The sequence below is a fragment of the Cupriavidus sp. PET2-C1 genome, from assembly GCF_054515855.1.
Window position 1 is genome coordinate 1,332,144 of sequence record NZ_CM137260.1, and the last position, 23,047, is coordinate 1,355,190.

Consider the following 23,047-nt stretch of genomic DNA (forward strand, 5'->3'; position numbering starts at 1 on the left):
TCGACGGTTTGCTCCCCTAGCCCAAACGCGGGCGAGGGGAGCAAATGCAGCCGGGCACTTCAAGTGGCTCTGGCCACCTTACTGCGACGACTTCGGCTCCGTTTCCACCACCTTGACCGCGAACTTGCCATCGAGGATCGCCCTCTCTTTCGCCTTGACCTTGGTCATCACGTCGCCTGGCACCTTGCCGTCGAACGTGCCCAGCGGCGCCAGCTCCGCCCCCTTGAACTTCATCAGCGAATACGGGCCGTAGTCCTCGCTCTTGAACTGGCCGGCCTTGACCTTGCCGAGCGCGGCGCCCACGGTGGGCTCCATGTTCCACAGCGCCGAGGCCACCACGGTAGCGGGATACTGCGGCTGCGTGTTGATGACATTGCCGATCGCCAGCTTGCCCTTTTCCTTCGCGGCGTCGGATACGCCAAAGCGTTCGGCGTAGAGCACGTCGGCGCCCTTGTCGATCATGGCAAAGGCCGCCTCCTTGGCCTTGGGCGGATCGAACCACGAGCCGATGAAGCTGACCGTGAACTTTACCTTGGGATTGACTTCGCGCGCGCCTTCCATGAAGGCGTGCATCAGCCGGTTGACCTCGGGGATGGCGTAGCCACCCACCATGCCGATATGGTTAGTCTTGGTCATGCCACCGGCGATCATGCCGGAGAGGTAGGACGGCTCCTGGATGTAGTTGTCGAACACCGAGAAGTTAGGCGCCTGCGGCTTGCCGGAAGAGCCCATCAGGAACGCGGTCTTGGGATAGTCCTTGGCCACCTTGCGCGCGGCCGCCTCGACGGCGAACGATTCGCCCAGGATCAGCGATGAGCCCTGCTCCGCGTACTGGCGCAGCACGCGCTCATAGTCGGCATTGGACACGCTTTCCGAGAACACATAGTCGATCTCGCCGCGCGCCTTGGCCTCGTTGAGCGCCTTGTGAATGCGCGACACCCATTGCTGCTCGACGGGCACGGTGTATACCGCCGCCACCTTCAGCCTGGCCTGCGCCTGCGCCGGCACGACGCCACCGAGTGCGGCCACGCTGGCGGCAGCTGCCGCGAATTTCAACCAAGACCTGCGCTTACCCTCAAAACTCATGGCTCTCTCCCCTTGTTGACGATAACTCCACGGCCAGGCCAGCCGGTTCCAGCCCGCAACCGCGCAGCAAAAGCCGCACCAGGTGGTCGGTGGCCTGTTCATAGTCGCGCTGGCCAAGGTGGCTCACCCCAAGCACGGCGCAAACTTGCGACTCAAAATCGGCATAGGTCTGGGTGGCGGCCCAGATCGTGAAAAACAGGTGCTGCGGATCCACGCTGGCCATCTCACCGCGCGCGATCCATTCCCGGATCACGCCAGCCTTGCGCGCCACCAGCGCGCGCAGCGCGCCGCTGAGCACGTCGCGGATCTCCGGCGCACCGTGCAGCAGCTCGTTGGCAAACACGCGCGAGGCATCCGGATGGCTGGCCGACAGCCGCATCTTGGCGCGGATGTACTGTTCCAGTGCCACCTGGGGCCGCTGCTCCGTGCCGATGATGTCGGTCTCGGACAGCCACAGCGCAAGCGTATGCGCCAGCACGGCCCGATATAGCGCCTGCTTGGTGCGGAAGTAGTAATGCAGGTTGGACTTCGGCACGCCCGCGCGCGTGGCGATCTCGTTCATGGTCGCGCCGGCGAACCCGGCCCGGGCGAACACGTATTCGGCCGCGCGCAGGATCAGCGCCTCGTTCTCCTGGCGGATGCGCCCCCCCGCCACTTCCCGCGGCGGCGGAAAGCATGGCGGCGGCGCCGTAGCCGGCGCTCCCATTACTTGGTGCCGTAGAGGCGGTCGCCGGCGTCGCCCAGGCCTGGCACGATGTAGCCGTGCTCGTTGAGCTCCTCGTCAATGGCCGCGGTGACGATGGCTACGTCGGGATGCGCCGCCCGCAAGGCCATCAAGCCCTGCCGCGAAGCGATCAGGCACACGTACTTGAGCGTGCTCACGCCGGCCTCCTTCAAGCGGTTGAGCGCGGCGATGGCGGAGTTGCCGGTAGCCAGCATCGGGTCGACCACGATCACCAGCCGCTCATGGATGTCCTCCGGCATCTTGAAGTAGTACTCGATCGGCTCCAGCGTTTCCGGATCGCGGTACAGGCCGATATGCCCGACCCGCGCGGCCGGCAGCAAGTCCAGCATGCCGTCCAGGAAGCCATTGCCGGCCCGCAGGATCGACACCAGGCACAGCTTCTTGCCTGAGAGCACCGGCGACTGCATGGGTGCGATCGGGGTCTTGATGGCGATGGTCTCCATCGCCAGGTCGCGGGTCGCTTCGTAGGTCAGCAGCTGGCTGATCTCGCGCACCAGCCGGCGGAAATTGTCGGTGGTGGTGTCTTCGCTGCGGACCAGCGTGACCTTGTGCTGCACGAGCGGGTGATCCACCACCATCACGGACGCGGTGACGGGCGGTACGGCGGAGAGGTCGGTCATGATGCGCTCCTGGAGGGCGGTAGCGGATAGGTCTTGCTGGTTGCTGTTTGCTGTTTGCTGTTTGCTGCGGCGCGGGTCTGGCAAACCCGCTAGAACACCGTGCCGTCGCTGTTGATGGCGAAAGGCGGCGGGCCACCTGGCCTGCGCTTGGCGGCAATACGCCGCCCCGCGGCCCAGGTGCCGCCCTCCAGCACGCGGGCCAGCGGGAACGACTCCGCCGACAGCCCGAGCGCCTCGCGCACCGACGCGGCCACGAGGTCGAGTCCCGTCACCGTGAGCGCGCGCCATTCCACGATAACCGCCTCATCCACCGTGTGCGCCACGGCGGCGAAACCAGGGTCGCGCGGCACCATCAGCTCGAAATCGAACAGCAGCCCGCCGTTGCGGTATTCGGGCAAGCCAGTCAGGACTTCCAGCCCGGTCACGGTCAGGCCGGCATCTTCCAGCGGTTCCAGCAGCGAGTAGGTGAGCCACTGGGTCAGCTTGTGAAACGGCACCAGGCCATCAGCGCAGGCTTGGTGGTGCCAGCAGTCGCCCAGCGACACGCCTTCCAGGCTGATGCGCCCTGGCCATACCGGCCCCAGCGCCACCAGCAGCGTGGTGAGCACGAAGCCGGCCTCGATCTGCCCAGCGCTGGCATGGGCCTTGAGGTAGTCGAACAGGTTGCCCAGCCGCGCCGGCGAACCAAAGACCGCTGGCGTGGCTTGCGCCACCTCGCCAAGACGGCGCAACAGCCCGGCACGTCCATCCAGGCCCACCAGCGGGTTGTGCTGGGCCACCTGGAATGCGGTTGCGATGGAGGACGCATCGATACGCATCAGGCGCTCGGCATCGGAGCGCAGCGGCTGGCCCGGCTGGGCAGAAAAGCCGCCACGCGCGAACAGGTCGAAGCTGGCCACGCCAAGCCCTTCGGAGCGCGTCAGCAACAGGTCGCTGGCGGGATCGCGATAGCGCCAGTCCGGGCCTGCGCCGGCATCCAGCAATACGCTGGGGATCACCAGGTCGATGCCGATGCGGGCGCGTTCTTCGCGGTCGGCCTCGCCGGAGAGCCCGCCGCGTTCGCACAGGATCTGCCAGCGGTCCAGCTTCTCGCCAGGGCCGCCGCTCTCGAAATGACGCCAGCGGCTGTGATACGGCACGTTGAGGTCGGGATAGCGCTGGCGGATGGTGGCCGCCACGTAATCGGCCACTGCCGGGATCCGCTCCGGATGCCAGGTAAACAGCTTGGACGCGCCGGCTGCCACATGATCCGTCACGGCAGCGCAGCGGGTGCGTACCGCGTGGCCGGTGAGCAATGCGGCGGCCGGATGGCCCGGCGGCACGGGACTGGCCCAGCCACCGGCATCATCCTCGCCGTTGGTGAAGGGATTCGCGGCGCCGCGGACGCCACCCGCTTCGGGTATCTCGTTCATTCGTGCAGTCCTCTACCCTTGGCCAGCGCGAGTTCTTCCGCGTCGGGCGGGGTATAGCTCGTGAAGTAGCCAGCCGCCACCTTGGCGTCAATTTCCACGCGGGCATCGGCCGGGATCAGTGCATCGGGAATCGCAACCTGCTCAACCACCTCGATACCCTGAGCGGTAAGCGCCCCATGCTTCATATTGCTCATTGAAGCCCAGCGGTCGATACGCTTGATGCCGAGCCAATGGAACACATCGGGCATGAGCTCCTGGAAGCGCATGTCCTGCACGCCGGCGATACATTCCGTGCGTGCGAAATAAGTCTCGGCCCGGTCGCCGCCAACCTGGCGCTTGCGGGCGTTGTAGACCAGGAACTTGGTTACCTCGCCCAGTGCCCGGCCTTCCTTCCGGTTATAGACCACCAGCCCGACACCGCCCTGCTGCGCCATCTCGATGCACACCTCGATGCCGTGGGCCAGGTACGGCCGGCAGGTACATATGTCGGAGCCGAACACGTCCGAGCCGTTGCACTCGTCGTGCACGCGGCAGGCCACCTTGGTCTCGGGCTTGCCAAGCTGGCTGACATCGCCGAAGAAGTACAGGGTCATGCCGCCGATCGGCGGCAAGAACACTTTCAGGTCGGGGCGCGTGACCAGTTCCGGAAACATGCCGCTGGTCTGCTCGAACAGGCTGCGGCGCAGCATGCTTTCCTTGATCTCGAAGCGGCGCGCCAGTCCCGGCAGGTACCAGACCGGATCGATCGCGGCTTTGGTGACCCGCACGTCGCCATTGGCATGAAGGATCTGCCCGTCTGGCGTGAGCCGGCCCGCCGCGATGGCGCCCATCAGTTCCGGCATGTTGATGTGGGCGCGCGTAATGGCGATCGAGGGACGGATATCGATGCCCGCGGCGATCCGGTCGCCGAAGGCGCTGGAAACCAGGTGACCCCAGGGATCCATCGAGACGATCTTGTCCGGGTCGCCCCACTGCGGGTGGGGCCCGATGGCGTCAGCCGGCGAGGTATCGGTGAGATCGGCGCGGTGGTCTCGCTGCAGCTTGCCGGACGCGACTGCCAGCGCGCGGTAGACCGCGTAAGCGCCGGAATGGGTGCCGATCACATTGCGCTGAGCCGGATTGGTCAGGCTCGCGATCACGGGACCGCGCTCCGCTGCCGTGGCGGCCCCCCAGTGGATTGGCTCGGCCGGCTTGTCGCGGCGCGCGTGCGAGGTCAGGACAATATGATCGGACATGGCAGCCTCGGAACGTGAATCCTGACCAAACGGTCAGGTTTACGATTCCATAGTAGGCAACCTTCGTGCCATATCCCAATGCTCGTTTTTACCCTGTGTTGCACACCGCACGATACCGCTGGCGCACCGTGCCTGTGCGCCAGCGCCGCGGCCAGCGCTAGTCCTGGTGCATAGGCACCATGTAAAAGCGGCACCGGGCCGCTGGGGCCGGGTGCCGCTGGATGTGCCTTCGGATAAACCGGAAGCGCTATCGGGACTATCGGGACTATCGGGACGATCGGGGCTATCGGTCGGTCAGGATGACCGTGACTGCCCCGCCGGCTGCCGCTGGACCGGCTCAGGGGCAGCCGGCCATAGCGCCAGGCGCAATGCACGCAACGGTGCACCGCTCTCCACGTAGCGATGGAACAAGGCGCCAGCGGCGTTGCTAAGCAGCCAGGCCAGCACCATGCCGAGCGCATTGAGCACGGGCTGGTGCGGCGCCAGATGGAAGAGCAGGGCATTGACCACCAGGCAAATCGGGAAATGCACCAGGAACACCGAGTAGGAAATACGCCCGAAAAACGCCAGGAACCGGGCCTGCGGCCAGTGCTCAAGCCAACCGCCACGGCGCGCCGTGGCGAGCACGAGCGCGATCACCAGCGCCACCGCGATGCGCAGCCGGAAATCCACGGCCAACGCTGCCAGCACCACGGTGCACAACACCAGCAATGCCACCGGCGAACGCTCAGGCTCGGATGCCCAGAAGGCCAGCGTGCCCAAGCCGTAGGCGCCAAAGAAATAAATCGCCCAGATATCCCACGTGGCATCACGGTTGAACCAGAACAGCGAAGCCAGCACCAGCCCGGCCACCACCAGCGGGCCCATCGGGCTGCCGCCCACGTCGAACCATTGCTCGCAGCGGCGGGCTGCCCACAATGCCACCATCAGCAACGCGAACAATTGCAGGTCGATGGCCACATACCAGACGCCGGCGGACAAGGCATCGAAGTCCAGCACGTTGTGCAGCAGCAGCACATGCGCCAGGAACTGGTGCAGGCCGGGGGCGCCGGGAATGGAGTCGTGGTGCATCCAGGTGCGCGCAATGGCGGCACCGGCAATGGCAATCAAGATAGCCGCGGTATAGGGCACCACCAGCTTCTGGTAGCGGCGCCAGATTGCCTGCAAGGGGCGCGGCACCATCAAATGCCCGCCGGGCGCCAGGCTGCGAGCCGCCAGGAAGCCACTGATGACGAGGAACGCCTGCACGGCGATGCGCGCGTACTGCGAGAACCAGTCGAGCAGGCCGGGCGCCAGCACGTGGGCCGCATCGGACATGGGGCCATAGAAGGCAAGATGGTGCAGCACGATCAGCTGTGAACTGATCGCCTTGAGAGCGTCAATGCACGCCATGCGCGAAGGACGGGGGCTCATTTGTTATAAGAATGCTACAAAGTGCACAAGGACCGGATTCTACCCCCAGGAAACAGGATGGCGCCAAAACGGGCCACGATGCACTGCCGCAAAACGGCAAAAAGCGTTGTGTTGATCACACATTGCACCGCAATATATGTACCAAGCAGCATATTGACGGCGTTTACCTAAAAACTGTAACGATTCCCCACCGGCCCCCGGCATGACAGCCAGAGCAACGCGGCCGCCACGCCCAGCGAAACCCAATAATCCGTGGGCGCGCCGGCCCACCAGTGGATGTGCCAGGGCACGAAACTCGGCGCAAAGCGCGCCAGCCCGAATGCCGGGTTCAGCACGAACCAGAGAAAATCCTCGCTGATCCAGAACACCATGATGCAGGCGATCACGCGCGCCTCGGCGCGCCAGTTCCAGCGCCCGCCGAACACCAGTGAAAAATGGAAGAACAGCGCCACGCAGGGGAATACCCACGCGTGATACCCCGTCATCGGGCGCCCGCCCCAGAAAATATCCAGCAACCAGTGATGCTCGATGCGCCAGGTGGGCAGGTTGGCCGCCCAGCCCGCAGCACCCTCGATCTGGATCTCCACGTTCGCAAAAAAATAGGCCAGCAGCAGGGTCCACGCCACGGTAAGGACCAGCACCATGGGATGGCGCGACGGATAGGACTGGCCCGCGTGCCGAGTTGATGAAGACAGGTTCAGCGCGCGCATCTCAACGCGCCGCCGTCGCAGCCGCACCGCCGTGGCCGGCTGGCTGGCCGCACCGCGCCAATTGCCCGAGCACGGTTTCCAGCACGCGGCGCGCCGCCGCCGGCTGCCCCAGCGCGCTAGCCCGCGCACGCATCTGGTCGAGCCGCACCGGCTCCGCCAGCAAAAGGCGCACCCGGTATTCGAGCGATACCAGGTCGACCGCCTTGAGCGCGGCGCCTTGCTCCAGCAGGTAATCGGCATTGCGCTCTTCCTGCCCGGGAATCGGCGCATTGACCACCATCGGCACGCCCATCGCCAGGCATTCGGACGTGGTCAGGCCGCCAGGCTTGGTGATGACAAGGTCGGAGCACGCCATCAGGCGCTCCACCTCGTTGGTAAAGCCGAAGGGAAAGAGGCGTCCGGGGTGTGCGGCGGCCAGGGTCTTGAGCCGCGCCAGCGCGGTCTCGTTGCGCCCGGCCAGCACGATCAGCTGGAAATCGTGGTCCAGCCGCATCAGCGCGCCGGCCACCTCGTCAAGGCCGCCGAGCCCTGCCCCGCCGCCCATCAGCATGATGGTGCGCCGTGCCGGATCGAGCCCGAAATGCCGTGCGCAGGCCTGGCGATCCTGCGGGTGGGAGAACGCCGGCACCACCGGAATCCCCGTGGTATGGATGCGGCCAGCCTCGATCCGGCTGGCCCGCATGCGAAACGCGATTTCCTCGCTGGCGGCGAAATAACCCGTCATATGGGGAATCACCCACATGCCGTGCAGATCAAAGTCCGTCACCTGCACCCACACCGGCACCGCCAGCCGCTGCCGACGCACCTCATGCATCAGGATCTCGGCGGGCAGGAAGTGCGTGCAGACGATGGCATCCGGGGCGAACTCGTCAATCGCACGGCGCAACGCGCGCGTGCTCAGGCGCTCGGCAGCGCGCCGCAGCTTTTGCATCGGCGCCGCCGGGTCGGCCTCGGAAGTGTGCTGGTAAAGCATGCCCCAGAGGGCCGGATAGCTGTTCACCAGCTTGATGTAGAAGTCGGTGTAGAGCTTGCGAAACGTGGCCGGGACGTATTCCATCACGTCAAGGTGAAGCGTCTGCACGCCGGGGAATTCGGCTTCGGCGGTAAGGCGCAGTGCCTCGGCGGCGCGCATGTGGCCGGCGCCGGCGGAAACACTGAGGAACAGGATCTTCTGCTGCTGCATGGGGATCAGGGAGTTTGACCTTCCGGGGTGATCCCGGAAGTGCCGGGACGCTGGGGTGTTGGAGAGTTTCGGGGCGGTGTTCACTTCATGACGAAGGACTTGATCAGCGTCAGTTCGCCGGGCTTGCGCATCGGCACGCGGAACACCTGTTGTTTTTCGTTGGGCGTGTTTTCATCGGTGATCAGCGCCACTTGCGCCACGGTAATGGCTTCGGGGCCGGCGCCGCTGCCGTAGTAGTTCACATAGACCAGGTAGGTGCCGGGTGGCGGCGCGGCAATCGAATAGATCTCCGGGCCATAGCCGGTGGTGACGTCAACATCGAGCGCGCCGCCATTGCTGGCCACGCGATTCGCATAGAAGGTGTGCTGGCCGTCGGGCGCCACCACATGCAGGTCCAGGTCGGTCTGATCGCTGTCCCAGGACAGCACCACGCGCAGGCGTGGACGGGTCTTGCCCTGGTAGCCGTCGTAGAACTGCACGCGCTTGCTGGCGCCTTGCGCACTGCGGATCTCCACGCTGTTGCTGCCGCCCGAGAAGGCGTAGGGCCGTGAGAAGCGGCCATCTTCCTCGACCCGCTGCGGCATCGCCACGCCGTTGACCACCAGGGTGGCAACCGAGCCGCCGCCGCGCCGCCCGCGCCCGCCGGGTGCGGGGTTCGACGCGGCGCTCGCGGCATCCGCCTCGGGCTTGGGCGCCGCGCGGATGCGCCCGGCAATCATGGCGCTGGCGGCTTGCCCGGCTCGCGTGGAGACCGCCACTGCCGGGTAATGCACTTCCTGCGTATAGGCCGAAGCATCGCCAGCCGAGTTGCGCCAGCCATTGCGCGGCGTGGTGAACTCGATGGCATCGTCGGCACGCGCGGCGCCGGCCAGCAACAGTGCCGGCAGGGTCAGGCTGATCAAGGCTAGTTTCGGCAAGTGCAGCATATCCGCGGTTCCTTCCTGCTTTCTTTGCGACTGGTTTTCTGGCTGGACACCAGTGCGGCTGTCACAGTGTGGCTGTCAGTATGGCTCATCGATGTGCCGGATCAGAAACGCACCGACTTCATCAGCGCCAGTTCGCCCAGCTTGCGCAGCGGCACCACGAGCGTCTCACGCTTTTCATTGAGCGTGTTCTCGTTGTAGATCAGCGTGAGCTTGGCGGTAATCAGGTCGCGATCGTTCTTGCCTTTCTCGAAGTTGTAGCCGTCAGCGTTGAAATTGCCCCAGTAGTTCACATAGAACAACCAAACGCCGGGACGCGGCGCCGCGCTCGAGAAAATCTCCGGCCCCGCGCCGTCCACGCTATCCACGTCCAGACCGCCCCCTTCCGGCAGCAAGGGGCTGGCAAAGAAGGCATGGCCACCGTCGGGTGAAATCACATGCAGGTCGACCTCGGCCTTGGGATCGTCCCAGGTCAACACCGCGCGCAGCTTGGCCTGGATCTTGGTCGCGTCGGCCTCGTAGAACTGCAGGCGCTGGCGCGAGGCGCCATCGGCGGACACGATCTCCACACTGTTGGAGCCGCGGCCAAACGCCCACGGCCGCGCAAAGCGGCCCTGCTCGTCGGCATACAGCGGCATGGCCGTGCCGTTGACCACCAGCGTGGGCGGCTTGCGGCCTTCCTTGCCGACCTTGCGCAGGCGCCCCTCGATCAGCGTGCGGTACTTCTGCGTGCCCCGGTCCACCGGCGGCTTGGGATACGCGGCGGTATAGCGCTCGAGTTCGTTGGTCAAGCCGCCGTGACGCCAGCCGCCAACCGGGCCGTCCAGATCGGCAACCGGCTCGGCCGTGGCCAGCAGCGGTGCCGCGGCGCAGGCCAGGGCGAGCACGCCGTGGCGCCAGTTGCGGGACAGATTGCGGGTGAGATTCATGATGGGTTCTGCGTACGTACCAGCTTGCGCGCCATGGCTTCGACAAAGCCTTCGTCCTGCCCGCGCGGGTGGCGGGCAAAAGCAAGATGGAGATATTCGTGCGCCAGCGCAATGCGGTCGTCCTCGCTGGCCAGCCGGTGGATATAGAGCCGGTTGCGGCGCGCGTCGGCATAAGGGCGGCCTTCGCGCACTTCGCACACGGCGGGCAGCGGCGGCGTTTCATAGCCCGGCTCCGCCGCCAGCCGGCGCTCCCACTGCGGCGCGCGCTGCGCCAGCCACTGCCGCGCATTGGCCACCGCCTGGCAATCGCCGGCCACGGGGCTCTGGAACGAAGTGAGCGTGGCCTGAGGCCACCAGCGGGCCAGGATGGCATCGAACGACTGCCCCTGCCCGGCCGCGCGCCGGGCTTCCAGCCAGGCCATGCGCCCCTGGCCACTCGCGTCGTGGTGATAACGCACGGCCACGCCGGACAGCACCAGCGCATCGGTCGCATCGGCGGCGCGCCGTGCCGCGGCGGTGGGTGCGCGCGGCAGCACACGCTGGGTGCGGCTGCTATCGGCAATATGAAAGCAGCCTTGCTCGCGCGTGGCTTGCTGGATCAGGTAGCTGCGCGCAGCCACCGCCAGGGCGCGGGCGGCCTCGGGCTCGGTGGTGTCGCCCTCGCGCTCGACAACCCGCGCCACGTAGTCATTGAGGCCCAAGCGGCCCACTACGCGCGGCGCGGCGCCGGGCTTGCGCAGCAGCGTGAGTTCGCCACGGCTTTCCACGCGCAGGCTGTTGCCATTGGCAAACTCGGCGCGGTAGGTGCCGTTGAGCGGGCCATCCGCCACGGGCTGGCGACTTGCGCCAGTGCCGGCAACTTGCAGATCGCGCAGCGGATAGCGCTCGAACATGTCGACCAGCACGCAGGCGCCATCATCGGGCACCGGCACGGCGGCCAGCAACGGCTGCAGGCGGGGCGCCGCGCGGCGCAGCACATTGGCACTGGCGCCGGGACCGCCCAGCCAGACCGGGCTCCCATCGGCAAGCCAGCCGGCCGCGCCGCCGATGGATGCGCCCGGCCGCGCGGGGTCCGGCATGGTCCAGGTCTTGACGCGCAGCAGGCTGCCATAGCTGGCCAGCGTGCCTTCGCCGCGCCCCACCGTCAGTACCGAGACCAGCGTCGCGGCCGCTGCCTGTTGCGCGGCGGGGGGCATGGCATGCAGCCCGGCCAGCAGATCGGCAACGGCCACGCTGCGAGCGGGCTGCATCGCCTGCATGTCCTGCAGCCACACGGGCGCGCCTGCCTCCTTCCAGAAACGGCGCCAGTCGGCAGCGGACAAACCCAGCCGCCGCGGCTCGAAGTAGCGTCCACAGGACTGAATCAGCGCACGCTCGCGGTCGATGCTCTGGCCGGCCGTGCAGCAGTAAACCTCTTCGGGGTCACCGCCACGGCAGGTGTAGTCGTTGGATGGCTTGTCGCGGCCAACCAGGTAGCCATAGACGAACAGCTTCCACACGCTGCCCAACGGGGTCTGCAAGCTGGCAGGCAATGGCGTGGCAGCGGGCACGGCGGCGTTGCCGTCGAGCCCGAACAATTGCGCGTCCGCTCCCGCGAGCCGCGCGAAGCGCAGGGGCTCGGCGGGCGCGGGCGTGGCAGCCAGCGCGGGCCCGGCGCACGCCGCGCCCACGGCGGCCAGCACCGCAAGCCGACGCCACCAGGCACGGCCGGGCGCCATGCGCGCTGCCCCGTTCATGCTTGCCTCACTCCACCGTCAAGGGGAAGCCCGCCGTCTTGCCGTCGCCTTGCAGGGCCTTGGCATCTGGCTGGTACATGCGGAAGTAGCGCACCGGCGGCAGGTTGAACCTGCCCGGCAGCGAGAAGCGCACCAACTGGCGCAGCACCACCGGGCGCTCCAGCGAGACGACCGGCTGGTGATACGACAGCATGCCCATCTCGTACGTCACCGCGCGCTGGAACGGCTGCAGGCCGGTGGCCTTATTGTCCGGATCCGGCAAGCCGTCGATCCGCAGGCCCCACGTCGTGCCCTCGACCTCGCCGCCGGGCGGCAGCGGTGCTTCGACCAGCCCGTAGCGGTAGGTGCCCTGGCGCGGGCTCAGCACGATCTCATCGACGTAGAGCGTGTTGCTGTCGAGCTTGTCGCCCGGCTTGACCGGCTTGGCCGAGAAGGCCAGGCCGGCCGTACCCGCGGCAGCGGCTTCGGCTGGCTTGCCGTCTTTCGCCGCGCCATCGCTCGTGGGCACCAGGCGGTAGAGCTTGCGCTCGATGCCGATCGGCAGGCGCGAGGCTTCCTGGGCACGGCTGCGGTATGACACCACGGCATTGGTGTTGAACGATTGTGAGGCCGCATCCATGTTCGGCGGCACGGTAAGCGCGAGCGTCTCGGGCAGTTGCGCCCCGCTCCAGCGCCATTCCGGCAGGCCAAGCGGGCTGCGCGCAGCCTTCCAGTTGCCCTGCGGCACGCGTAGCGCGGGGTCACCCTCGCCGGCCAGCCCGCGGCCCAGCCCGCCGCCAAGGGCCTTGTTGAGCCACACCAGCGTCACGGCCCGGTCAATCGTCGGTGAGGCAGCGCCGGCGCGGGCCAGCAGCGCCTGCACGTCGGAGGTGGCCGCACCCTTGCCCGCCATCAGCAGCAGGCTCTGCACCAGCGGCGAAGGATCGCTCGCCAGCGTCTGGCGCGCGGCCTCGGCGGCGCTGGCCAGGCCTTCCGGCATCGGCTGGCCGATCTGCTTGTAGAGCTGCGCGGCCAGGACGGTCGCCACGCGGCGGCCTTGCGGCGAATCCGGCGCGGCAAACACCAGGCTTTCGCCCACGGCCGCGCCCGGTGCGTCGGCGCCGGGGCGAGCGAGCTCGCCGGCCACCCCACCGAGCTGCGTGGCCACCGGCAGGCCCATCTCGTTGATGAACCACAGCGCGAGCGCACGGTGCAGCAGCGGCTCCTTCATGGCCTGCTTGTAAGCTTCCAGCGTGCGCTTCCAGTGATCGGGCGGCAGGCTGATGCCGACGGCGCGCGTTGCCAGCCAGTCGGCGTAATAGGCATACGCCGTCAGCAGCGCGCTATTGCCCACCGTATCGCCCCACCACCCAAACTGGCCATTGACCCCAGCCAGCAGCGCCAGGCGCTGGCGCTGGGTGCGCAGCAGCGCGTCGATGCCCTGGGTGCCGCCGCCCGTGTCCGCGCCGGTGGCGGCCAGGCTGCGCTGCGCCAACGCCAGCGGAATCAGCCGGCTCGCCGTCTGCTCGGTGCAGCCATAAGGATAGGCCAGCAGGTCGTCCGCCACGCGGGCGAACTGGCTGGCGGCGCCATCGACGAAGCGCAGGCGCACGTCCTGCGCATCCGCCGGCAGCTTGAACGCGGCATTGGCGCCGGCCAGCGGCAGCGTCAGCTCGCGCTGCGAGAGCCAGCCGGTGGGCTCGACCGTGAGCGTGGTCTGCAGGCGGTCCAGCGTCTTGCCCTGCAGCTTGATCTCGGCATTGACCACGCCGCCCTGCAAAGCGCCCTGCGCCACCGGCAGGCGCACGTAGTTGGCGCCACGCTTGAGCGTCACGCTCTGGTTGACATTAAGGCCGGCACCGATCACCACAAGGTCCGCCGCCACGTCCTGCTCGCCCTGGTTGAAGGCCACCATGTCGATGCGCGGCGCGTCCTCGGCGCGGTAGCGCTGCGGCCCGGTCCATTTGAGATACAAGCCCTTGTCGGAGCGGATGCTGGCGGTGCGCTGCCCGACCATGCCGTCGCCTGACATCGCGCGCACCGTGATGCGCCAGCGCGTCAGGGAGTCAGGCATGGTGAAGCTCATGCGCGCGCGGCCATCTGCGCTGGTACGCAGGTTGGCCTCCCACGCGGCAGTGTCTTTCTCATCCCGGCGCGGGCGCTCCAGCACCTTCACGCCACGTTCGTTATAGCGGCCTCGCTCAGGGCCACCGGCACCGGGCTGGCCCGACACGGCAAGGTCGTAGCCGATGAAGTTCAGGCTGGACGTGGTGCGCACGCTGTTGCGGCGCGGATGGTAGAAGAAGTCGACGATGCTCGGGGCGATTTCAGGCTGCAGCACGTAGACCATCTCGTCCACCACGCTGACGGTGAGATTCGCCGGCACGGGCTTGCCATTGAAGACGCTGGTAAGGTCCAGCGTGACGGTCTCGCCGGGAGCATAGACAGGCTTGTCGCTCTTGACGGCCAGCTCGATCGTGGGCTGCACCACGGCAATGCCGGCGTTCTGGAACACGTAGTCGCCGTCCTTCACGTACAGCACGGAGAACGTCATATTGGGGCTGAAATCGTTGCCCACCTTGATCCGCGCCCGCCATTGCTTGTCGGTGACCTTCTCCAGCGACAGCCAGTCGCCGCCCTTGGACAGCAGGCCGCGCCGCTCCACCCGGTCGCGCTCCAGCGTCAGCAAGGCATCCTCGACGGCGAGCGGGAACGTCACCAGCGCTTCGGCGGTGTCGCCGATGCGGTAGCGGTCCCGGTCGAACACGATCTCGATATTGCCTGGCACGGTCTGCAGGCCCTCGCCCGCCACCCAGTGGCTGGCGGCGGCCAGCAGGTTGCCTGCGCCGTCCTTGACGGAGAGCGTGTACGAGCCAGGCTGGTCGAACTTGACCGGGAACGACACTGTGCCGTTGGCGGCGGGGCTCAGCGCGCCTTCGCTGCGGGTGCGGGACTCCAGCCGCACCAGTTCCCACTTGGCCGGCGCCTGCGCCGATGCCTGCCCGGCGGCGGCCAGCGCCTGCAGCTGGAAGGTCACGCTCTGGCCCGGGTTGGTGAAGTTGGCCAGCGCCGTCAGCTTGTACGGCGTGGCGCCGCGCGCGATCAGCAGTTCGCGCGTGACCTTGACCCGGTAGGCCGCGCCATCGTTGGCGAACACCGTCACCACGTAACGGCTCGGGTCCTTGGCAGCAGGCAGCACCAGCGCGGCATTGCCACTGCCGTCGGTGGTCAGCTCCTGCTGCTCCAGCTTGACCGGGAACAGGCCGGCATATTGCAGCTCGCCCTCCACCATCGTCACCTGCTGCGCACGCAGGCTGATGGACAGCTTGGCGTCCTTGACCGGCTTGCCGTCCGGATAGCGCAGCTGGATCTTGCCCTTGACCGCCTCGCCGGTGGCATAGTCGGCCTTGTCCAACGCAAGATTCACGTCGAAATGCGGCTTGATGTATTCGGCCACGCGGAAGGCGCCACCGTAGGTATTGCCGCCGTAGTCGAAGCGCAGCGTATAGCCGCCGGCCAGGGCATTGGCGGGCAGCGTGAAGCGCGTGTCGGCGCCGTTGTCCGCCGCCAGCGCGGTAGCGACCGAGGCCAGCGGCGCGCCGTTGGGGTCCAGCACCTCCAGCTTGATATCGCCGGGTGCCGCGGGGCCGGATTCGGTGGCATTGCGGAAATTGCGGCCGATGAACTTGACCCGGACTTCGTCGCCGGGACGGTACAGCGGCCGGTCGGTGAAGGCGTACAGCTTGGTGTTGTAGATCTCGCTGTCGTAGTAGAAGTTTTCCGAGATAAACGCGCCGCCGGCCGGATCCACGCCCAGCAGGTAGCTGCGCTCCGGGCTGGTGTGGGCCAGATCTGCCGCACCGTCAGCACCAGTGGTGGCGCTTTGGAGCACGCCAAGGCCATCGGTCCAGGCCAGGCTGGCGCCGGCAACCGGGCGGCCGCTCTTGCGCTGCGCCGCCCAGACCAGCATGCCGTTGCCGGTGCTCTTGGTAATGGCCACGGTATCGGACACAAACAGCAAGGTATGGGCACGGTAGGTGCCGATGATGCCTTCGACGATGTATAGGCCCGGCTTGAGCTTGCCCAGCGGCACCATCACGTTGCCCGCATCTCGCGGCAGGAACTCGCTGCTGCTGCCTTCCAGCTTGACGTCCTTGGGCGGCGCGATTTCCTTGGCGTCCCAGATCGGGTAGCGGAAGCGCTCGACCACGTCATAGCCCTTGAGCGGCTCGAACTGCGGGTTGTTCTCGAAACGGGTCGGCTGGGCAATCTGGTCGCCCATGCTGAACTGCGGCGCGTCCTCCACCGCCTTGCTGCGGGTCGCGAACGACAGCACGCGTTGCCATGCGCGGCGCGCCTGCTTGTACCAGCTGTCCCACAGGTAGGACAAGGTGTTGGCCAAGCCTTCGCCGCGGTAGTTCGCCTTGACGTCGATCCGGTGCAGGTTCTTTTGCGCCTTCAGGAAGGCGATCGGATCGGCGACCCGGTACACGAGGATGTCGGCGCCGCCGTAGCGCTGCAGCTCGCTCTTGTATTCGCGGCCCGGCGCTTCCAGGCGCACCTGCGCCGTCTGGTCGCTGCCGTAGCTGGCGTCCGACAGCAGGAAGAACGGTTGGCCCTGGAAAGCGCTATAGCCGCTTGACGGCACCGTATCGAGCGTGGCACTCGGCCGCTCGGCGGCGCCTGCCGCCTGGGTGCCTGCCAGCAAGGCAAGCGCCAGCAGCACGCGGGGGATGGAGGAACGCAGAAGCGCGCTCGCGCGCGTCATGACGACAAGCATCGTCTTTACCTCGACAAAAAGGCGAAACGGAATACGCCGATGAAATTGGGATTGCCTTCCTGCGGCTGCCAGCGCGAATCGTTCCATTGCATCAAGCGGGAAAGGGTGACGGCACGCAGGCCGTTATCGGTACGGGTCACGGTGCCGGTGTGATAGGCCAGGTACTGGCCCATCCAGATCATCAGGTGCTGTTCATCGCCCTGGTCGTAGAAAAGCAGGTCGCCGGGCTGGGCCAGGTTGACGTTCCTGGCGACAAAGCGGCTATTGCCCTGCACCAGGGCCAGGGCGGATGCATAAGCCCCGGTGCTGCCGTCGGCGCGGGTCCAGCGCTGGCCAAGCGTGCGCTGGCCAGCGCTCAGGCTAAGCTCCGGCGGCAACTGGCGGGCCGAGGCGCCGCCTTGCATGCCGTTGGCGCGCAGCCAGCGCGCGTCATGCACCTTGAGCGCCTCGCCCACGGCAAAGCGCACCAGGCCGGCACAATCGCGCTGGTACCAGCGTGGGGTCGGGCCCTGGCGCAGTTGCTCACCGACGATGCGCACGAACCAGGCGCGAAACGCCGCCGATTGCGTGGCATCGAGCGCATCCGCCTCGGGCGTGTCCGACGCCAGGCCGGACAAGGCCCAGGCCCGACCGCCGCCGGCCAGGGGCAAGGCAAGCGCCAGCGCCGCCAGCATCGAGCGGCGGCCTCGGCTCACAGCTATCACTGCGCAGCCTCTTGCGGCGCCGGTGCTATCGGCGCCATCGGCGCAATCGACGGGGCCGCGGCCAGCGCGCCGCGCGGCGGTGTGCCAGCCTGCTGCCAGGTCACCGGCACCCACGCACGCCCCGAAGGCAGGCTATCGGGCAGCACCAGCGAGACCGCCGGGTAGGCCGCAAGGGTCTTCAGCTTGGGGAACAGGTGAGCGCGCGCCGCGTTCAGGAACAGGGCTTCCTGGTCCGCCGGCAGCGCCTTGGTGGCTTCGCGGCGCACCAGCGGCGCCAGCGTCGACGGGGTGAAGCTGAGCACGGTACGGGCCTGCTGGCCGCGCTGCATGGTGTCGGCCACCGCGGGGAAGCGCTTGCCCTGCACCGCCAGCGCGTCATCCACCAACGCGCCGTCAGGCGAGAACAGCACAGTGTTGCCAGCCAGTGCCAGCGTCACGGGGAAATAGGCGCCCGCCGAAAGCTGCGCCGCGAACGGCGCCCCCTTGCCCTCACGCGTGCCGTAGGGCGAGCTGACCGCGCGCGACCACAACACCGCGCCGCCCGCGCCCTGGCGGTTCTGCACCGGCAGGCGCGCATAGGCGCCCTTTTCCGCGTCGGCCTTGGGTTCATAGGCGCCGATCACTTGCTCGAACAGGCTCGCCAGCACCGGACGCAGCGCGGTAGCGGCATCGGCCGACTTGACCCGGGCCATGAACAACGGCGCCACCAGCGCCGACTTGCTGTACCAGCACACGGCAGCCGGCCCTTCGAAGGCCTGGGCCACCTGCGTAGCCAGTTCGTCCTTGCCGTCGCTGACCTTCTGCAGCATCTTGCCTGCTGCCTGCCAGTCCACCGGCAGCGTGGCGCACGCCGCGGGATCGGCCGGCAAGGCCTTCCAGAGTTCGGCCGTGTTCCACGCGCCCGGCAGGCGCGCGCCATCGACCAGCACCGCGCTGTGCCAGGCGGCGTCGCCGGCATCGGACTTAGAATCGGCGCCGGCAAAATCGAAACGCAGCGCTTCGATGCCCGGGAAGAATGCCTGGTACCCAAAGGAGAGGTAATTCGCGCCCACCAGCACGCGATGGCCCTTGGGCGGACCCTTGGCGGCGTCGAGCGCGAACGATTGCAGCGGGGCCTCGCGCGCGCCGGCGTCGTCGGACAGCCAGGCGGCCACTGCCTTGGCGCGAGCGCCGATGGGCTTGCCTTCAGCGTCCAGCAGCATGCCGGCTTCCGACAGGACTACCAGGCGATCGCCCTTGCCCGCCAGCAGCAAGCTGCGGGCCGGGCCGATCCGCAACGCATACAGCGGCGTGCCGCCGACTTCACCGGCGCGGCTCAACTGCGTATCAGCCGGGGCGATCGTGCCAAGTGTCTGCAGCACCTTGGCCAGCCCGTTGCGCTCCATCGACAGCGCCCAATAGCGCAAGGTGCCATCGGCGCCGCGCCAGGCCATGAGCCGGCCCGGTTCGTCGAACACGCGCTTGAGCAACGCATCGCCCCAGTCCAGGTCGTGCTCGAAGGCAATGCGGCGCAAGGCGCCCGAGGCAGACAGGCGGCCTTCGTTGTCTTCGTAATAATTGACGAAATCCTCGGTGAGCACATCGCGCAGCAGCGGCACGCGGAGCATATCGCGCGGCAGGCTGGACAGGCTTTCGCTGTCGACCAGCGCATCGGGGCGGCTGAAATCGAGTTCAAGCTGGCGGGGCTGCCCCTTCCAGGCGCGTCCGAACGGGTGCCAGACCATTTGCACGGCCACACCAGCGGCAATCGCCAGCGCGGCGGTGCCAAGCGCGATTTTCTTGCGCGAAATCTTCATGATTCCCTTCACGATCGTGATCACTGCACGTCACAGACGCAGCGAACCCGGTAGCGTACCGCGCACATCAATCAAACCGCAACCCAGCCAAGGTGAATTTTTGTGACCGCCTGCGCAACCGCGCGCTCGGCGCTACCCGCCAGCGCAGCGCGCTTTTCGACCGGGCACCTTTGCCCAGGCGGCTCTCCCGGCCGATATTTGCTTATGACAAAGATGTACTTTGCCGCTGCAGGCCACAGGCGTAGCCTCGGCACTTTTGAAATATTCGACATATGTTCTCGTTTGCCACATTCGCCAGTGCCGGCACGATCCGTGCCTCCCGCCTGCTGGCAAAGCTAGCGTTCGTCGCTGCCGCCGCCCTTTCGGTTTCCGCCCCGCACGCCGCCCAGGCCCAAAGCCCGGTGCTGGACAAGATCCGCGACACCGGCACCATCGTGCTGGGCTATCGTGAATCGGCGCTGCCCTTCTCCTTCGCCAACGACAAGGGCGAGCCCGCGGGCTACGCGGTGGACCTGTGCCTGCGCGCCGCGGAGGCCGCGCGCGTAAAGCTCGGACTGAAGACGATCAAGGTGCGCTGGATGCCGCTCACCCCGCAGAACCGGATCCCCGCCGTGGTCAATGGCCTGGTCGATCTCGACTGCGCGCCCAACACGAACTCGCTGGAACGCCAGAAGCAGGTCGCCTTCAGCGTCTCGCATTACATTTCCACGGTCCGCATGCTGGTGCGCGCGGATTCGGGCATCAAGTCCTTCGAAGACCTGCGCGGCAAGAACGTGGTGACCAGCGCCGGCTCCACAGGCGATCGCCATGTGCGCCGCCTGAAGAGCCAGTATGGTTTCCATGACATCTACGCGAAGGACCATGGCGAATCCTTCCTGCTGCTCGAATCCGGCCGTGCGCAGGCATTCGTGATGGACGATGTGTTGCTGTCGGGACTGCGCGCCCGCGCCAAGGACCCTTCGCAGTTCGTGATCGTGGGTCCCGCTCTGTCGATCGAGCAGAATGCGCTGATGATGTCCAAGGCCGATCCGCAGTGGAAGCAACTGGTGGACCAGACCCTGGCCTCGGTATTCGCCGGCCCGCAGGTGATCGCCCTGCAAAAGCAATGGTTCCAGCAGCCAATCGGCGCCCGCAACATCAACCTTGCGCTGGCACCGAGCTCGGAAGTCCGCGATGCGTGGAAGCATCCCTCGGATGTCGCTACCGAATAACGGCCTTCGGAGCCCGGCGATCCACCAAAAACCAAAGCCCCCGCACGCCATCAGGCCTGCGGGGGCTTTGATTTTGCACATAACGCAAACGAAACGTGCGCTCAAACGCACACCGATAACCAAACGTCAAGCAAGTCCTGGCGATAAAGGCAATAGCGGCTTTCCATAGGACGATACAAAGCGTGCATTTCACAATACAGCGCATGTTGACAGCCAGGCGAAATGTTGGCGACACTGAGGACCAGCGGACAACGCGGCAACGGTATCCCACGCAATCGGCGTGGCGGCCTTAGCCGTCAGTTTCCGTGTATTCGAACCGCCGGAAGGCGGCATTTACCAGGAGAAAACATGAACAAGTTCGTCGCGACAGCCATCGCGCTGTGCATTGGCGCCGTCTCCGTGGCTGCCCAGGCGCAATCGACCGGGAAGAAGCAATTCGACCCGTATAGCCAGGGCGCCAAGTCGGGCGATAAGTTCGACCCGTATAGCCAGGGTGCCAAGTCCGGTGACAAGTTCGACCCGTATTCCCAGGGCGCGAACAAGAGCACCCGCACGGACCTGACCGACGCCTCCGCGCCGCCGGCCAAGAAGTCGACCAAGAAGAGCAAGAAGAGCAAGAGCAAGAAGCCCGCCGCATCGGCCGCAGCCGCGAACTGATCGGCAGGGGCGCCGCGCTGGTATCCGGCGTCCGGCGCCCTGACAGCAGAAAGCCCGCCAATGCAAATTGGCGGGCTTTCTGCTGTCAGCTGTCTGCTATCGGAGCATCAGCCTCGGCAGGCGGGCAAAGCGTCAGGGCGAAGCCGTATCCAGATCCATCCCCGTGACGTCGATCCGTTGCACCTTGTCCTGCTGGCGAATCTCGGTGCGCAGCACGAATGCCTCGGCGGGGCAATACCAGTCGGTAACGTGCATCAGCGTGGGCTCCACCTGCACCACCTCCTCCCCCACCATCAGCGGCCCCAGCGAAGTCCGCTTCTCGTAGGTGATCGGCATGCACTCCTTGCGGCCCAGCACGGTATCGATCATCTGGCGCTTGCCCACGTGGCGGGATCCGACGCTGATCGAGGCATATAGCGCCCGCATGCTTCCCACGACCTCGTCCGCGCCGACCGGATAGATCTGCAGCGAGACGCTGGATTCGAACGCCTCGCCGTCAAGGGTGCCGCCCTCGTGGATATCCATGCCCGCGTAGCTGAACACGCCCTGGCCCCTGAAGGCGGCTTCGCCGTACATGCGGGCATAGCGCCCTTGTGCATTGATGACGGCATGCTCGCTCTCGATACTGCTCTTGGCACTGTCGGAGCGGCGGTCGATATTGACCATGTGGACCTGGTCCATGATGACCGGCGGCCCCATCAGGGCAGACAGCGCCGACTTGGAGCGCACCTCGAGCTGCGCACGGCATCCGGTCTGGTTCTTGGTCGCCCGGCGCAAGGTCATGGTGATCGACATGGGCATGGCCCCGTCGCCTTCCATCTGCACCCGCGAGCCGGAGCGGAACCATGGCGCGTCGCACAGCGGGGCAAGAGGCCGCGCCGGCGTCTCCTCGGGCGCGGCGGCGGCCACCGCCACCGTCTGAGCCTGTGCAAGGCTGCCCACGGCCAGCAGCATTGCGCTGGCAATGGAAGCAGCCCTAAGCCATTGCGCCTTTGTCCTCACATGAATCCTGTCTAGAATGATTTCACGCCCCCGCTCGCTCCGACCAGGCGTCCCACGCGCAAGGCCAGCCAGCCATTGTGGCTCGCGCTGGCTAGAAGCTAGCGCGTTTTTGCCCGCGCGTGTTGTCGATCTTAGCCGGTCGCCGTCGCTGCCGGCCCGTGCGGGCAGCTTGCCAGGGAGTTCCTATGCTTCAGTATTACGCCAAGCTATGGTGGGTCGTGGCCTTGCGCGGCATTCTCGCCGTTCTTTTCGGGTTTTGTGCTTTTTTCGCCCCCATTGCCACGCTGGCTGCGCTCGTACTCCTGTTTGGCGCCTTTGCCGCCGCCGACGGCATCAGCGCGCTGCTGATGGCCATCTCGGGCAACCAGCGCGAGGCTAGCGACCGCGGCATCCTTGCACTGCAGGGCCTGCTTGGCCTCGGCGTGGGCCTGCTGACCTGGTTCAGCCCCGTGGTCACCGCGTTTTCCCTGCTGTTATATATCGCCGCCTGGACGCTTGCCACAGGGGTGCTGCAAATTGTCGCCGCAATCCGCCTGCGCAAGGACATTCCCAATGAATGGTGGCTGATCCTGGCCGGGCTGGCGAGCATCGTGCTCGCCTTCGTGCTGCTGTGGCAACCCCTTGCCGGTGCGCTGGCGGCGCTGTGGATGATCGGAGCCTGGGCGGTGGTTTGCGGCGTTCTGCTGATCGGCGTCTCGCTGCGCTTGCGCCGCGCCAGAAACATGCCGATTACTACACTTTCCGGCTAAACCACGCGCGCAGCCCCGGCCGCCCCGCGTGCGCCGACCCCGCGCGCGACGGCGGGTTGCGGCGGTCGTGCTAACATTGCGCGCCGCGCCACTTGGCAACCACGGTTGGCCATGGGGTAACGGCTAGAAGGACTGACAAAGCAGAAGGCGCGTGGCAACGGGCACGATTGCCTGCCT

Annotated in this window: 18 protein-coding genes; 3 read left to right on the forward strand and 15 right to left on the reverse strand. The window is 66.8% G+C overall.

The annotated features are described in order from the left end of the window. Positions 1-78: 78 nt before the first annotated feature. The 14 genes from ACX12D_RS25965 to ACX12D_RS26030 all read right to left on the reverse strand — a co-directional run bounded on the left by ACX12D_RS25965 (position 79) and on the right by ACX12D_RS26030 (position 19,251). Complete coding sequence (locus ACX12D_RS25965) at positions 79-1,086, reverse strand: BMP family protein (protein ID WP_459376317.1); 1,008 nt, start codon at positions 1,084-1,086, stop codon at positions 79-81. Next, entirely contained in the window at positions 1,076-1,792 is a 717-nt protein-coding gene (locus ACX12D_RS25970; protein ID WP_459376318.1) for a TetR family transcriptional regulator C-terminal domain-containing protein, read from the reverse strand. Before ACX12D_RS25970 ends, ACX12D_RS25965 begins: the two co-directional genes overlap by 11 nt. Further along, on the reverse strand, positions 1,792-2,451 hold the full coding sequence (gene upp / locus ACX12D_RS25975; protein ID WP_459376320.1) for a uracil phosphoribosyltransferase: 660 nt from the start codon (positions 2,449-2,451) through the stop codon (positions 1,792-1,794). Before upp ends, ACX12D_RS25970 begins: the two co-directional genes overlap by 1 nt. 89 nt (positions 2,452-2,540) lie before the next feature. Next, positions 2,541-3,863 (reverse strand): URC4/urg3 family protein, encoded by a 1,323-nt coding sequence (locus tag ACX12D_RS25980; protein WP_459376321.1) that lies wholly within the window; start codon positions 3,861-3,863, stop codon positions 2,541-2,543. After that, complete coding sequence (locus ACX12D_RS25985; RefSeq protein ID WP_459376323.1) at positions 3,860-5,098, reverse strand: GTP cyclohydrolase II; 1,239 nt, start codon at positions 5,096-5,098, stop codon at positions 3,860-3,862. Before ACX12D_RS25985 ends, ACX12D_RS25980 begins: the two co-directional genes overlap by 4 nt. A 294-nt stretch (positions 5,099-5,392) precedes the next feature. Beyond that, the gene (locus ACX12D_RS25990; RefSeq protein ID WP_459376324.1) at positions 5,393-6,511 is read right to left on the reverse strand and encodes an acyltransferase family protein; all 1,119 of its coding nucleotides are present in this window, start codon (positions 6,509-6,511) and stop codon (positions 5,393-5,395) included. Positions 6,512-6,678: 167 nt separating this feature from the next. Continuing rightward, the gene (locus tag ACX12D_RS25995; protein ID WP_183037099.1) at positions 6,679-7,155 is read right to left on the reverse strand and encodes a hypothetical protein; all 477 of its coding nucleotides are present in this window, start codon (positions 7,153-7,155) and stop codon (positions 6,679-6,681) included. Between the two features lie 67 nt (positions 7,156-7,222). Next, positions 7,223-8,404 carry an MGDG synthase family glycosyltransferase gene (locus ACX12D_RS26000; protein ID WP_459376325.1) on the reverse strand — a complete coding sequence of 394 codons (1,182 nt, stop codon included), beginning with the start codon at positions 8,402-8,404 and terminating at the stop codon, positions 7,223-7,225. Positions 8,405-8,484: 80 nt separating this feature from the next. After that, positions 8,485-9,330: a YfaP family protein gene (locus tag ACX12D_RS26005; protein WP_459376326.1), complete on the reverse strand. Its 846-nt coding sequence runs from the start codon at positions 9,328-9,330 to the stop codon at positions 8,485-8,487. Positions 9,331-9,431: 101 nt separating this feature from the next. Beyond that, positions 9,432-10,256, reverse strand: coding sequence for a YfaP family protein (locus ACX12D_RS26010; RefSeq protein WP_459376327.1), 825 nt, complete (start codon positions 10,254-10,256; stop codon positions 9,432-9,434). After that, positions 10,253-11,992 (reverse strand): DUF2300 domain-containing protein, encoded by a 1,740-nt coding sequence (locus ACX12D_RS26015; RefSeq protein WP_459376329.1) that lies wholly within the window; start codon positions 11,990-11,992, stop codon positions 10,253-10,255. The genes ACX12D_RS26010 and ACX12D_RS26015 overlap by 4 nt, the downstream gene beginning before the upstream one ends. Before the next feature lie 7 nt (positions 11,993-11,999). Further along, positions 12,000-16,751 (reverse strand): alpha-2-macroglobulin family protein, encoded by a 4,752-nt coding sequence (locus ACX12D_RS26020; RefSeq protein WP_459376330.1) that lies wholly within the window; start codon positions 16,749-16,751, stop codon positions 12,000-12,002. 5 nt (positions 16,752-16,756) lie between these two features. Continuing rightward, positions 16,757-17,425: a DUF1175 domain-containing protein gene (locus ACX12D_RS26025; RefSeq protein ID WP_459376523.1), complete on the reverse strand. Its 669-nt coding sequence runs from the start codon at positions 17,423-17,425 to the stop codon at positions 16,757-16,759. A gap of 26 nt (positions 17,426-17,451) precedes the next feature. Next, positions 17,452-19,251 (reverse strand): DUF2138 domain-containing protein, encoded by a 1,800-nt coding sequence (locus ACX12D_RS26030; protein WP_459376331.1) that lies wholly within the window; start codon positions 19,249-19,251, stop codon positions 17,452-17,454. A 272-nt stretch (positions 19,252-19,523) separates the two neighbouring features. On the opposite strand from ACX12D_RS26030, the gene ACX12D_RS26035 reads away from it, so the two are divergent. Further along, positions 19,524-20,462, forward strand: coding sequence for an amino acid ABC transporter substrate-binding protein (locus ACX12D_RS26035; RefSeq protein ID WP_459376332.1), 939 nt, complete (start codon positions 19,524-19,526; stop codon positions 20,460-20,462). A gap of 348 nt (positions 20,463-20,810) precedes the next feature. Beyond that, on the forward strand, positions 20,811-21,119 hold the full coding sequence (locus tag ACX12D_RS26040; RefSeq protein WP_043355619.1) for a hypothetical protein: 309 nt from the start codon (positions 20,811-20,813) through the stop codon (positions 21,117-21,119). A 132-nt stretch (positions 21,120-21,251) separates the two neighbouring features. On the opposite strand, the gene ACX12D_RS26045 is transcribed toward ACX12D_RS26040, so the two are convergent. Further along, positions 21,252-22,073 carry a hypothetical protein gene (locus ACX12D_RS26045; RefSeq protein WP_459376333.1) on the reverse strand — a complete coding sequence of 274 codons (822 nt, stop codon included), beginning with the start codon at positions 22,071-22,073 and terminating at the stop codon, positions 21,252-21,254. A gap of 233 nt (positions 22,074-22,306) precedes the next feature. Between ACX12D_RS26045 and ACX12D_RS26050 the strand changes: the two genes are divergently transcribed. Then, the gene (locus tag ACX12D_RS26050; RefSeq protein WP_459376334.1) at positions 22,307-22,870 is read left to right on the forward strand and encodes an HdeD family acid-resistance protein; all 564 of its coding nucleotides are present in this window, start codon (positions 22,307-22,309) and stop codon (positions 22,868-22,870) included. The last annotated feature ends 177 nt before the right edge of the window (positions 22,871-23,047 follow it).